Raw genomic sequence first — 12,850 nt, forward strand, 5'->3', positions numbered from 1 at the left:
ACATCATGTCGCTATCTATCCAGGCGCACCTCGACCTTGGCCGCTTCGGTCTCGTCTTCGAGCGGGTCTACGAGGTCGGGCCGGTCTTCTGGCCGAGCCCGACATCGCACCGGCGCACGAGCGTTGGATCGGCGAAGTTCGGCGGACCCGTGTTCGCTCGCGTCGGCGAGCGGCCCGGAGGCGCCGACGGGCCCGCGGAGACGGCTACGGAGTTTCTTCTTTCTCTGGTGAAAGGTCGTCTCGGCGACGCCCGCGCACCTGCGCGACCAGTCCTGCGGAGGCTACGAACGACGGCGGCAGCCGTTCGAGGGCACGTCGCGCCGCCGAGCGCCCCTCTGGAGTACGGCCGCGACCTCAGCGTGATCGGCCCGATGGCGCCCGGCGCAAGGGACCTCGCCGTGCTGTCAGGCGTCCTGTCCGAGGCCGACGAGGGGGGACCGGCATCGCACACCGGTACGCCATGCGGCCGAGCCGGCCGGGAGGCTCCGGGCCGACGGGTCAGGTTGGAAAAGGCTTGAACAGGCTGGGCCAGGCGTCGGCGGGAACGCGGTAGAGGACGCGCGACGCCGCGAACCAGTCCCGGTCGAGGAACCTGCCCGTGACCCGACCCGCCAGGATGAGGTAACCCTCCACCTCCTCTTCGAACCCGCCTTCGTGGCTTGTCTCCAGATCACCCGCGTAGTCCTGGAACGCTTCCACTCCCAGCCTGCCGATGAGCTCGCCATCCTGGTAATAGACCATTCCCTCGTCACCGGTTTCACCCAGGTCACCCAGGTGCCAATGACTGATGATGCGCCTTCTTCCCGCGCTCGCCTCTTCCCTGAGCGTGAAACTTCCGCTCATGGTGATCGCGACCGACCAGCCCGGAGAATGCCCCCCGATCCAGACCAGAGTGTCCTGTTCGTTGTCGTCGGCCAGGGTGAACGCCGTCTCGAGGTCACAGAGAATCCCAGAGCCCGGATCCACCCGGAACCGCTCCGCGATCTCTTCGATATTCTCTGTGTCGATCCAGGCCGCATCGAAGCGGGCGTTCAAGGCGTACTCGTCCAGGAGTTGCCACTGGCTCTCCCCGGGCACCGCTCGCGACAGGTCCACCGGCTCGCTCCTTCGAATTCCGCTGGTTCATGGGGTGGAGGCGATCTTACAATCGCCTCCACCCACAGGCGGCCCGGCCCGGTCGTCGATCGCCGGGCCGGGCTCCTGGTCAATTCACGACCTTGACCCAGAACTGGTTCCCGGGCACGACACGGTAATCGGCATAGAACTTATCGAGAGCCGCCCCGTGAATGATGTTGTCATCTCTGGGAACCGCTTGGACGGAGAAGTTTCCGTCCTTCGCCCCGGCCCCCTCCTTGGACGACGCGAACGGATACTCGTCACAGTTGATCCAGGGCGCCTGCGCGATTCCGTGGATGAACCGGGTCGCTACCGCGTAGTCATCCGAGAAGTAGTACTTGCAATAGTTGACTCCCTTGAGCAGTTGTGTCGGCCTGCCGGGGCTCGGGCCGGGCGAACAAGGGGCCGGCGATCCGCGTGACCAGCGCTATCAGTTCTGTATCCCAGGACACGACCTGATCGTAGGAAAGGAAGGAAGTCACGCACCGGCCATCGGCCCACAACCATCCGTCAGGGACGGAGATTACCCAAGATCTACACGTTCAAGATCTACGAATGTAGTACTGGGCCCTGATAGTACGTCTAATCTTGCCGCTCAAAAAGGAACGCAGCACTAGGCCTTTCGAGGGTGAGGGCGTGGTTCCAGTCGCGCACCCACTTCGGCCCGAAGCCCTCCGTGGTGTTCAGCGAAGTGGTGCGGGCGTCGAACGATCTCAGGCGAACCGAACCGGCCGCCCGGCGCCATCACCCTTTCCATTCCACCGGACGAGAGGCTCTCTGCCCTGGAAGTGATTCGAGTTGCTGAGCCACACAGGCTCAATCGACCGCCGTCTCACTTGAAGCATCGTTTCGGTCGCCGCCTGTGGCGGGGGCTGCTTCCGGGGCGAGGCGATGTCGGAAATATGAACTCGTGCATTTGAGCACGGCAGGGTCACCTGGAGGCTCCGGCCAAATTTGCAGACAGTGGTCGACTGCTACATCTGGATGGCCATCCCCGTCCATGCCCGTCACGTGATAGCGCAACCGGTATGTCCCGGGACCGGCCGGCAGCATGGGGAGAGCATGCAGTTCCTCTTCGTCCCAGGACCAGCCTCCCAGGGAAAGTCTACCTGTCGGTGTTCCGAAACTGATCTCTACAATGTCTTCGTAGCCTTCGAGGTCTGGATCGAGCGCCTGGTTTCCGATGTCCACTCTGAGATCGACGGTTCCCCATTCCGCGCCGGCGATGAATCTGACGACGCCGCTTGCGGTCTGAATGATGACAAGCGGATCTGCCGCATCGTCGATTTCACCGGGTGCCTCGTCCAGGAGATAGATCTGGCCGTATCTCACCTCCACTGCCAATACTTCGGTGTGGGCGACAGGAGGCTTATGTCCGCTCATGGCAGAGAGTGTAGCCGCATCGACGGGTGCGACCACGGAGTCTGTTCGGGCAAGCGTGGAAGCTTGAACCGCAAAGAAGTGACTCCTGCAAGACATCATGGGAGGGCCTGCGGTGGCAGGCCCTCCTGGTTGCGTGCAGCAGCTACTTATCTAGGGAACCACTTGCACCCAGAAGCGATTATCGGGTCCAACGCGATAATCCGCGTAGAAATTTCGTACGGCATCGCCGTGGAGCCTGTTGGGTACCGTGGCGACTGCCCTCAGAGAGAAATGCCCCTTAGCGTTGCGGGCGCCTTCCTTGGTTGAAGCGAAAGGATACTCGTCGCACTGTACATCGCGGGTGAAGGGCGGCAGATTTTCGGCCGGCGGCTTCGGATAGTCGTCGGGGAAGTAGTATTTGCACCAATTTGTCCCTCGCGATTGGTTCCAGGTCTTCGGCTCGCCGGTTTCGAGATCCATATACATCTTGATGTTGGACCAGTAATCCCGGTTGTAGGTATCTGAAACACCCTGTGACAGCTTGGTCAATGCTGGGCTTGTTGGATCGTCCCAGTTGCCGGGGATATCTTTGGCCTTCCTGGTGCCCACCGGACGCCGAGTAGGTGGATGCTCGCGGTTCTCCCAGGACCAATCGTGCCCATCTCTCAGCGGTGGGGCCGTCGTTGAGTTCGTCGCTTTGTTCAGCGCGCTCTTGATGTGTTCGATGACGGGAAGGAATTCGTCGTCCTGGCTCTCGGACATCCTGAAGACCCGGCTGGCCCGGCCGTTGACGCAGCCTCCGACTCGCTTGAAATTCGAGAAGCCCAAGCTTATCGTGTCGCACTTGAAGCGGGGCGCGTCTACCTGGGAACCCGTCTCCAGCACGTCGCCCTGCCGTAGCACATAACGATCCTGACCGTTTGTGTCTTTGACTCTCTGGCTCCATAGGGGAACGCGGACCGCTCGACCACTACCGTCCTCGTCGGCAACGGTCAGGTAAGGCATGATTGTGCAGCCCCACGTATCTTTGGGAGTGGCGGAGCTCGCTCGTATGATCATTTGCAGATCCGGCTTGGAGCGCCAGCCGGCGATGTCTCTGGTTTGACCACTCCCGCTCCGGACCCTGCAGTCCGCGCCATCCCTTTTTGCGGTGGCTGCTGCGGCCAAGCCCAAGTTCAGACCTCGCAACTGATCTGATTTCAGCTTGATCACACCTGGCCTGTCCAAGAGCTCTATCTCTTCGATGCGCATGAAGAGCTTGATGTCCTGAGCCCTCAGGTCACCGGCCGGGCCGATGATATTCTCCCCGGTAGTGTCTCCGAGGTAGCTGTGCATGACCCACGTAGCCCGCAAACGGAATACGTCATCGTCATCGAGGTTCGTGAAATATTTGAGCAGTGCTTTGAAGATCACGCTTCCCAGTGAGGCCTTTTTCATTCTGCGGGTATCTTTATCCTCTCTGTAGTTCACGAAGTTGAGATAAGCGGACCAGCAGGAGACGTAGGGTTTCTCCTGAATCCGGGCCTGCTTGTATTTATCGGCGTTGACGTCTGAGTCCTTGCACTGCTGCTCGTTGATGTGCTCGTAGTTGAATTGGTTGACGAACGCCGCCTGGGTCGCTATTGCCTTGGCCGAGCCGGAGTTCTTCGCCGCCGTCGCGGCTCGTCGGAGCGTGACCCCGACGGACTCGGTGTGAAGGGCGGCGACATCGGTGATGCTCAAGGCTCGCTGAAATACCTCGGCGTCGTCGATGGTTCCGATCAGGTTCGAGCCGAGCCTCATAGGCGTGTCAGCGTTCCAGCTCGCGGAGGTGAGCTGCGAAGTTCCGATTTGGGTGCCGTTGAGGTACAGCGAGGCGGTCTTGGCCATGGCGTCGTACACGCCGGCCAGGTGAAACCACTCGTCGGCCGGTGGTTCGACGTCGGACAGCACGCCCTCGACCGTCGCGCCGGCGGCGTCGGCGCTGGTGAAGGTGAATACCAGGCCACGATCAGGGGTGTTGCCGAGTCGGAAGGGCGCCTGGTGGGTGCCCTTCTGCTCGAGGACGGTGTAGTCGCCGTCCTTGTCGCTCCAGCGCAGCCAGGCGGCGGTGGTGAAGCTCTGGTCGGTGCGGATCACCGGTCCGGCGGTCTGGGCCAGGGGCTCCTCTCCGGGCTGGGTGACGTCGACGGTGACCTGCCGCCAGTCCGACCAGGCCGAGGCGACCTGCTCGGTGATGGCGCGCAGGCGCCAGCGCACCTTCCACCCGTCGGACAGGGTGCCCGCCGGGACGGTGATGCCCGCCTGGGTGCCGGAGGCGACGTTGTCGGCGCTGCCGGTCCAGATCTGGCCGTTGCCCTGCCCGGTCGCGGCTGGGTCGTGTTCGATCTCGGCCTCGGCCCGCAGCGCGCCGCCAGCCGGGTCGCTCACCTGGGCCAGCAACGTGGGAGTGAGGGTGGGGGTGACGGTGGTGCCGTCCACCTGCTGGGACGGGGTGACCTGCATCGCGCCCACAGCGGGTTCGGAGACCGGGTCCGGCAGGTCCACGCTCAGGGCCTGCCATGCCGACCACGGTGAACCGATCGTGGTGGCGGTGTTGATGGCGCGGGCGCGCCAGCGCACCTTCCACCCGTCGGTCAGCTTGGCTACGGGAACGGTGAGGCCGACCTGGGTGCCGGAGACGACGTTGTCGAGACTGCCGGTCCAGATCTGTCCGGCGCCCTGCCCGGTTGCGGTGGGGTCGTGTTCGAGTTCGACCTCGGCGCGCAGCGGCTGGGCGGCCGGGTCGGTGACCGTGGTGTGCAGGGTCGGGGTCAGGCTGGTGGTGACGGTGACGCCGTTCACCTGCTGTGAGGGGGTGACCTGGAAGGCGCCGACCGCTGGGTTGGGTACGTCCACGGTCGCCGTCTGCCAGGCCGACCACGCCGAGACGGTGGCGGCGATGGTGTTGGCGGCGCGGGCGCGCCAGCGCACCTTCCACCCATCGGTCAGCTTCCCGGCCGGGACAGCCGCTGTGGCCTGGTTGCCGGAGGCGACCGGGGCCGAGGATCCGGTCCAGATCTGGCCGGTGCCCTGCCCCGTGGCGGCCGGGTCGTGCTCGATCTCGAACTCGCCGGTCAGGGGGCCGCCGATGGTGTCGGAGACGGTCGCGGCCAGTTGCGGGGTGAGCGAGGTGACCGTGGTGACCCCGCCCGTGGCCTGGGCCGGGGTGATGGTCAGGTTGCTGACGGCCGGGGCCGAGGCCGGGCCGGTGGTAGTAACGGTCAGCTTCGGCGGGTTGTTGAAGTCGGTGTCCTCGGAGGAGGTGAACGCCCGGTAGTTGTTGACGTTGGTCTCGGTCGGCGACTGCAGCACCAGGCCGTGGTTGGCCGCGCCGGTGGCCCAGTCCTGGGCGATGCCGGTGACGTTCCAGTCCATAGAGCCGGGCCAGGTGGCACAGCTCTCGTTGATCGCCGCCCTGTTGATCTGGGCGTCCTCGGTGGTGGAGGTCGGCAGGTTGGCCCAGTACAGGTTGTTCTCATCCCAGGCGCCGGTCAGGCGGCGCACCTGGATGCCCGCGCCGACCGCGGCGCCGCAGCTGGGCGCGTCGATGTTGTTCAGCGACAGCTTGGCGTCGCTCACCGTGGCGCCGGTCAGGGCGGCGGTGTCGAAGCGCAGGTGCACCCGGAACTTCTGGCCATCCCGAGTGCCGGCCATCATGAACGCAGCGGTCGGGTCGGCCGGAAAGTCGGCGTCGTTGAGGGTCGAGACCTCCACGTCGTGGTTGAACGGCAGCGTGGTGGTCGGATCCACCCGCACCGGATACACGGTGGCCGGGGCAGACAGGAACGTGTGGTCGGGCTTGAGCACCAGCTCGGTGCGGCCGCCCGTGGTCACCACGTTGGTAGCGATCTTCGCGTGCCGGGCCTGGGGCAGGCGGCCTTTGGCCAGGCGAGCTCCAGCGGAGGCGTCCCACATCACCGGCTGCGGCGCCGACGCCACCAGCTTCCTACCCTTGTCCTTGTCCTTGCCAGTGCTGGTGTCGGTGAGCAGCAAGCGTCCGCCCTTGCCCTTCGACAACGTCAGGCCGCCGGTGTCCACCCCGATGCGCAACTCCAGGGGTTTGGCGGGCCGCTCGCGCAGTACCACGTCGTGCCGGAACCCGGTCGGCAGTACGGTGACCACCAGGTCGGCGCCCTTGCCGGCCGCGTCGGTGTAGGTGGCCACGTTGCCCTTGAGCGTCGGCTTCGGGAGCGTGGCCGGCCAGGTCAGCGCGTACGACTTGCCATCGGCGGACATCTCACGAACGGGTCCGTGCCACCGGCCGACAGCTCCACCAACGCGCCCTCGGCAAGGGCCTTGGGCCGCAGCTTGCCGTTCTGCTCGGCCAGGGTGGTGTCGATCGGCGCCCAGCCGCCGCCCTGCCGGGTCCGCACCGGACCGGCCGTGACCTCGGTCTGGAACGTCTTCCCGTCCGGCTGGGCATAGGTGATGCGGGTCACCGTCGTCTCGGCGGCGACCTCGACCGGCTTGCCTACGTTTGCCGCCTGCCGCGATGCCGTCAAGCGCGCCTGCGGGGACGCATTGGAGACAGCATTTCCGTTTCGGCCTGCCACCCATTTGGCCGTGTCGTTCAACGAGGCGTCATGGTCGTTGCCCGAGGAATCGATGGCGGTCTGCCCGGTGCCTTCATCGAACGTCCAATGTCCTGCGGCCTCTTCGACGGTGCGGAACGACCAAGAATAGGGATCCATCGCGTTCTCCCAACCGTCGATGGCTTCCGACACGGCTACGGTGTACGACGTGCCTGGGCTCAGCGACTGCCCAGGGGTGAACGTGAGAAGCTTCTCCGTGTCGTCATATACGAGTGAGCCCGTGACCGCGTCGCCCTGGGACGATTGAACGACGAATACGGCTTCGCCGACTGGTTCGGAGAACGTGGCACGTATCGTTGCGTCGCGAGGTACCTCTGTCGCACTATCCGCAGGCTCGTGATCCACGATTCGTGGGGCAACGCTATCTTCTTCTGGGCTTGTGTCGTTCCCGTCAGGGAGGGGCTCTCCGCCGTCGAGCATGTCAGTGCCAACGAAATATGGTTGTCCGTCACGCTGACCTTCGGCATTGGCGGCAATGTCCGGGCTGAGCCCCATCGACGTGAGTTCTTGCACACTCTCAGGTGTGTACGTCGATAGCTCGAGCGCTTCCTCGTACTCGGGATGCGTTGCAAGGGAGGCAGGGCTGGCGATGACCATCGATTCCTCATGCAGCGGGACCGGAAGTTCGAAGTCCACGGTGAGGATGGGCGGGTGGAGTTGCCCCTTGCACTCCTCCAGCGGCGTGGTCCTGCAGCCGCCGGCGTCCTCGGAGCGGTAGCGCCGCCAGTTACGCAACTCGGATTCGTTGCCTGCGGTGAGCTGGATGCCGTAGTTGGTGGCGCCGTCGACCCACTCCTGGACGATCCCGTTGAGCGTGTGGGTCAGGTCCCAGGCGTAGCTCATGGAGCCGGTGCAGTCTTCGCTGTAGGCGCCGAATTCGGTGTCCGCGCCCGTGTTGGAGACCGTCGGCTGGGTGTTCCAGGTCAGCTCCAGGTCATCCCAGAACGAGGTGATCCGCCGGGCCGTGATGCCGGAGCCGACCGAGATGCCGCACTCGTTGGACTGGTAGTTCCACAGGTGCATGTCGGCGTTCTGCACCGTGCTGCCCGCGAACTCGGCGGGGATGTTCGGGAACTGGAGATAGCCGCGCCAGCGCTTGGCGATGTTGCTGGCGTAGGACTTGCCGACCACGATCTGGTCCTGGGCGAAGGTGTCCCAGCTTTCCTGGTAGTCGACGTCGTTGATCCAGGTGTCCATGCCGCCGTTGTCCCAGTTGCCGGCATAGCCTTCCCACCAGTCGTCCGCGACGGCGGTCATCGTCACCGGGTACGTCGTCGCCGGGTCGGCCAGGAACGCGGTGTCCGGCGTGAACACCAGGGTCTGGCCGTCGTCGGCGAGCGTGACGGAGGCTTTGCCGGCCTTGCCCGCCTCGATCGGAGTACTGGAGTCGGCGGCCGTGGCGTCCTGCAGCAGAGTGGGGCGTACCTCGGTGAGCGTTTTGCCGTCCTTGCCGGCGATGATGGGCCGGCCGGCGTTTTTCTTGAACGACAGTCCCTCGGGCAGGTCCACCGGCACCCGGAAGGAGACCGGGCCGGTGGGCCGTTCGGCGATGGTGATCTGCTGCCGGAATCCGGTCGCGTTCGCGGTCACCACCAGGTCGCGGCCCTTGCCGTAGGCGCCGGGGTAGGTGGCGGTGTTGCCCTTCAGCCGGGGTTCGGGCAGCGCCGACGGCATGGTGATCTTCGCGGTGGCGTCGGCCGCCCGGCTCTTGAGCAGGGTCTTGTCCCGGCCGGCGGACAGGACCAGGTCGCCGGGGGCGGCCTTGGGCTTGATGGCGCCGTCCACCTCGACGAGGGTGGTGTCGATCGGGGTGAAGCCCTTACCGTCGGCGTTCTTGACGCGGATCGGCTGGGTATGCATTTCCATCCGGACCGTCTTGCCGTCCGGGTTGGCGTAGAAGGTGGCGCGTTCCGAGCGCATCGACTCGATCTCGACGCGCCGGTTGTCCTTCTTGGCCTGCGCCAGCGCTTTGCCGGTGGGTGCGGCGGGGGCGGTGGGCGGCGACGTCGTGGGAGTGGGAGTGGGAGTGGGAGTGGGAGTGGTGGGGGGTGGCGTGGGCCCTTGGGCGATCGCGGGCACGCTCATCAGCGAGATCGGCAACGTCAGAGCCGCGAGCAGGGCAGCGCGACGGCGCGTCCGGGTGGATAAGCCGGACGCCGTTCGTGATGTGTTCACTCCAGCCTTTCGAACATATGTGGCAAAACGAAGTGATCATCACATGCGTCACGATCTAAGTAAAGATTCTTTTCGGTAACGCGAAAGGCGGTTTCCGTGAGCGCCGGGTGCATGGAGCGAGTAAGGGCGACCTGACGGAATTTTAGAAAGGCTTTAAGTCAATTGCTTGACTTAAGTTAACAGCCCAAGTTGACTGATCGTGACTCGAAGGCCGGTTCGGAGGAGGCATGGTGGGTCAGGATGACGGTGGGCCGATGCTGAGTTATCCGATTCCCAGCGAGGCGGCATTGGAGCCGCCGGCCGAATGGGGGCGGCTGCGGGAGCGATGCCCGGTCGCGCGGGTGACGCTGCCCAGCGGGGACGAGGCATCGCTGGTCACGCGCTATGAGGACGTCAAACTGGTGTTGTCCGACCCGCGGTTCACCCGGCCGACGCACGCGGACGGCGCGGCCCGGATCTCGGCCACCGAGTCGGGCGGGCTGTTCGACAACGAGATGTCGATGTCGATACCGCAGACCGGCGGGGAGCACCGGCGATGGCGGCGGATGCTCGGCAAATGGTTCACCGCCAAGCGCATGGCCGCGCTGCGGCCGGGGATGGAGGCGATGGCCGAGCGGCTCATCGACGACATGCTGGAGCGGGGACATCCGGCGGACCTCAAGGCGGGCCTGGGCTTCCCGTTGCCGGTCTGGGTGATCTGCGACCTGCTCGGAGTCCCGGATTCGGACCGGGACAGGTTCGCGTACTGGTCCGACACGTTGCTCAACCTGACCAGGTACACGCAGGAGGAGATCGACGAGGCACAGGCCGACTTCCTCAAGTACATGACCGCCCATGTCATCGCCAAGCGCGCTGAGCCGGGCGAGGACCTGCTCAGTGAGCTCATCACCGGCACCGACGCAGACGGCGGGCGGCTGTCCGAGGCGACACTGGTGGCCACCGGCCAGGGTCTGCTGGTCGCCGGGCACGAGACCACCGCGAACATGATCGGCAAGATGGTGGCGATGCTGCTGGCCGACCGGCGGCGCTGGGACCGGCTCCTGGCGGATCGCTCGCTGGTGCGCTCCGCGGTGGAGGAGGCGCTGCGGTTCGACGCCAACCCGGGATTCGGCATGCCGCGCTACCTCGGCGAGGAGATCGAGGTAGCCGGGACCCTGCTGCCGCGCGGGACGACCGTGGTGTGCAACATGGCCGCCGCCAACCGCGACGAGAGCGCCTTCGACGGTGCCGACGAGATGGACCTCGGCCGCACCCCGAACCCCCATCTGGCCTTCGGCGCCGGGGTGCACTCCTGCCTGGGACAGGCGCTGGCCCGCACCGAGCTGCAGGTCGTGCTCGAGGTGCTGCTGCGCCGCCTTCCCTCCCTGGAACTCGCCGTCCCGGTGGAGGACCTGCGCAAGGTCGAGGGGCTCGTGGTCGGCGGGTTGCGCGAGGTTCCGGTGCGATGGTGACCATGGCAGGCAGGATCGCCAGGGCCGAGCGGGCCGGTACCACGCGGGAGTCGATCCTGGCGGCGGCGGAGCGGCTGTTCGCCGAGCACGGGGTGTTCGCCGTGTCCAACCGCCAGGTCAGCGAGGCCGCGGGGCAGGGGAACAACGCCGCGGTCGGCTATCACTTCGGCACCAAGGCCGATCTGGTGCGCGCCATCGTGCGCAGACACACCGAGCGGACCGAGCGGCTGCGCCTGCGGATGCTGGCCGAGATCGGCGACAGCTCGGACGTGCGGGACTGGCTGGCCTGCCTGGTGCGCCCGAGTGCCGAGCACCTGGCCGCCCTGGGCGACCTCACCTGGTACGGCCGGTTCGGTGCCCAGGTGATGACCGACCCTGTGCTTCGCGAGATCATGGTCGAGGAGTCCCTCACCTCGCCGGCGCTGCACCGGGTCCTCGACGGGCTGAACCGATGCCTTCCGGACCTGCCCGCCGAGGTGCGTGCCGAGCGCGGTGACATGGCCCGCCAGCTGATGGTGCACATGTACGCCGAGCGTGAGCGCGCTCTCGCCGAGGGCACCCCCACACCCCGATCCAACTGGCACGACGCCGCGACCGGATTGATCGACGCGCTCGTCGGGCTGTGGCTGGCACCGGTCACGCCCTGCCCATGACGGGAGCCGTCGCGCCTCGGCGGATCGCAGGCAGAGGAGGAGGCAACGATTCGTATCGGAGGTCGCCGACGCACTTTCCGGTCTCGCATCAGCCCTGCGACGACAGCCGGGAGAAGCCGGTCCGGCACCGCTCTCGGCGACGACCACCGCCCCTTCACGAGGATCGATGCCTGCCGCGAACACGTCGCGGTACAGGCCCCATTGGAGGAATCGATGACCAGTACGTTGAATCCGGCGAGTGGGCACCCCGCGGAGATTCCGGAGTACCCGATGGCCAGGGCGGCGGGCTGCCCGTTCGATCCGCCCCCGACCCTGCGGGCCAAGCAGCAGGAGGGGCCGCTCACCAAGGTTCGCCTGTGGGACGGCAGCACCCCGTGGCTGGTCACCCGTTACGCCGAGCAACGGGCGCTGCTGGCCGACCCGAGGGTCAGTTCCGACGTCACCCGGCCCGGCTACCCGAGCCCGGCCCCCGTCACCGGCTCGTCGAAGGTCAGCTTCATCCTGATGGACGATCCCGAGCACGCCCGGCTGCGGCGGATGGTGACGGCGCCGTTCGCCGTCAGGCGGGTGGCGGCGATGCGGCCGGCCATCCAGAAGATCGTCGACGAGCTGATCGACGACATGCTCGCCGGCCCGAAGCCGGTCGACCTGGTCGAGGCGTTCGCCCTGCCGGTGCCCTCGCTGGTGATCTGCGAGCTGCTCGGTGTGCCGTACGCCGACCATGACTTCTTCCAGGACAACAGCAAGACCGTCATCAAGCGGGACGCGACACCCGAGCAGCGGTCGGCCGCCCTCGGCCGGCTGGCCGGCTACCTGGACGACCTGCTGGGAGAGAAGCTCGCCGACCCCGGCGACGACATGCTGTCCCAGCTGACCGAGCGGATCAAGAGCGGGGAGCTGTCCCGGCAGGACGCGGCCCGGATGGGGGTGCTGCTGCTGATCGCCGGGCACGAGACCACCGCGAACATGATCGCGCTCGGTACGCTCGCCCTGCTGGAACACCCCGACCAGTTGGCCCTCCTCCGCGACATCGACGATGACACCGACGGTGAGAGGCTGGTCGCCTCGGCGGTGGAGGAACTGCTGCGCTACCTGCACATCACGCACAACGGGCGGCGCCGGGCGGTACTGGAGGACATCGAGATCGCCGGGCAGCTCATCCGCGCCGGCGACGGGCTGATCATGGCCAACGACATCGGCAACCGCGACCCCGAGGTGTTCCCCGACCCCGACCGGCTGGACCTCCGGCGTGACGCCCGCCGCCACGTGGCCTTCGGCTTCGGGGTGCACCAGTGCCTGGGCCAGTCGCTGGCCCGGCTGGAACTGCAGATCGTCTACAGCACCCTCTACCGGCGCATCCCCACCCTGCGGCCGGCCGCGGATCTGGAACAGATCCCGTTCAAGCACGACGGGTCCGTCTACGGAGTCTACGAACTCCCCGTGACCTGGTGACTCTCCCCGGTACGGCAATCAGGAGGTT

The 12,850-nt window shown here is 66.2% G+C and carries 8 protein-coding genes; 3 read left to right on the forward strand and 5 right to left on the reverse strand.

Features of this window, described 5'->3' with window-relative positions; all coding sequences use genetic code 11:
- Window positions 1-498: 498 nt before the first annotated feature.
- From AB0K21_RS24560 to AB0K21_RS24580, 5 genes are all read right to left on the reverse strand, one after another.
- Complete coding sequence (locus tag AB0K21_RS24560) at window positions 499-1,095, reverse strand: hypothetical protein (protein ID WP_364153440.1); 597 nt, start codon at window positions 1,093-1,095, stop codon at window positions 499-501.
- 109 nt (window positions 1,096-1,204) lie between these two features.
- A complete protein-coding gene (locus tag AB0K21_RS24565) occupies window positions 1,205-1,480 on the reverse strand; it encodes a NucA/NucB deoxyribonuclease domain-containing protein (protein WP_364153667.1) in 276 nt (91 codons plus the stop codon).
- A 452-nt stretch (window positions 1,481-1,932) separates the two neighbouring features.
- The gene (locus AB0K21_RS24570) at window positions 1,933-2,499 is read right to left on the reverse strand and encodes a hypothetical protein (RefSeq protein ID WP_364153443.1); all 567 of its coding nucleotides are present in this window, start codon (window positions 2,497-2,499) and stop codon (window positions 1,933-1,935) included.
- 150 nt (window positions 2,500-2,649) lie between these two features.
- Complete coding sequence (locus AB0K21_RS24575) at window positions 2,650-6,735, reverse strand: DNRLRE domain-containing protein (protein WP_364153446.1); 4,086 nt, start codon at window positions 6,733-6,735, stop codon at window positions 2,650-2,652.
- Window positions 6,705-9,191 (reverse strand): Ig-like domain-containing protein, encoded by a 2,487-nt coding sequence (locus tag AB0K21_RS24580; protein WP_364153449.1) that lies wholly within the window; start codon window positions 9,189-9,191, stop codon window positions 6,705-6,707. The genes AB0K21_RS24575 and AB0K21_RS24580 overlap by 31 nt, the downstream gene beginning before the upstream one ends.
- A gap of 329 nt (window positions 9,192-9,520) precedes the next feature.
- Between AB0K21_RS24580 and AB0K21_RS24585 the strand changes: the two genes are divergently transcribed.
- The 3 genes from AB0K21_RS24585 to AB0K21_RS24595 all read left to right on the forward strand — a co-directional run bounded on the left by AB0K21_RS24585 (window position 9,521) and on the right by AB0K21_RS24595 (window position 12,822).
- Window positions 9,521-10,717, forward strand: coding sequence for a cytochrome P450 (locus tag AB0K21_RS24585; RefSeq protein ID WP_364153452.1), 1,197 nt, complete (start codon window positions 9,521-9,523; stop codon window positions 10,715-10,717).
- Window positions 10,711-11,370, forward strand: a complete 660-nt coding sequence (locus AB0K21_RS24590; RefSeq protein WP_343978888.1) for a TetR family transcriptional regulator — start codon at window positions 10,711-10,713, stop codon at window positions 11,368-11,370. Before AB0K21_RS24585 ends, AB0K21_RS24590 begins: the two co-directional genes overlap by 7 nt.
- A 213-nt stretch (window positions 11,371-11,583) precedes the next feature.
- Window positions 11,584-12,822: a cytochrome P450 gene (locus AB0K21_RS24595; RefSeq protein ID WP_343978885.1), complete on the forward strand. Its 1,239-nt coding sequence runs from the start codon at window positions 11,584-11,586 to the stop codon at window positions 12,820-12,822.
- The last annotated feature ends 28 nt before the right edge of the window (window positions 12,823-12,850 follow it).

Source organism: Streptosporangium sp. NPDC049248, from assembly GCF_040678965.1.
Taxonomy (GTDB): domain Bacteria; phylum Actinomycetota; class Actinomycetes; order Streptosporangiales; family Streptosporangiaceae; genus Streptosporangium; species Streptosporangium fukuiense.

What these genes read in the sequence shown, in the direction of transcription:
- AB0K21_RS24590 (WP_343978888.1), top strand. Translation starts at nt 10,711, where the DNA reads ATGGTGACCATGGCAGGCAGGATCGCCAGGGCCGAGCGGGCCGGTACC.
- AB0K21_RS24595 (WP_343978885.1), top strand. Translation starts at nt 11,584, where the DNA reads ATGACCAGTACGTTGAATCCGGCGAGTGGGCACCCCGCGGAGATTCCG.
- AB0K21_RS24570 (WP_364153443.1), bottom strand. Translation starts at nt 2,499, where the DNA reads ATGAGCGGACATAAGCCTCCTGTCGCCCACACCGAAGTATTGGCAGTG.
- AB0K21_RS24575 (WP_364153446.1), bottom strand. Translation starts at nt 6,735, where the DNA reads ATGTCCGCCGATGGCAAGTCGTACGCGCTGACCTGGCCGGCCACGCTC.
- AB0K21_RS24585 (WP_364153452.1), top strand. Translation starts at nt 9,521, where the DNA reads ATGCTGAGTTATCCGATTCCCAGCGAGGCGGCATTGGAGCCGCCGGCC.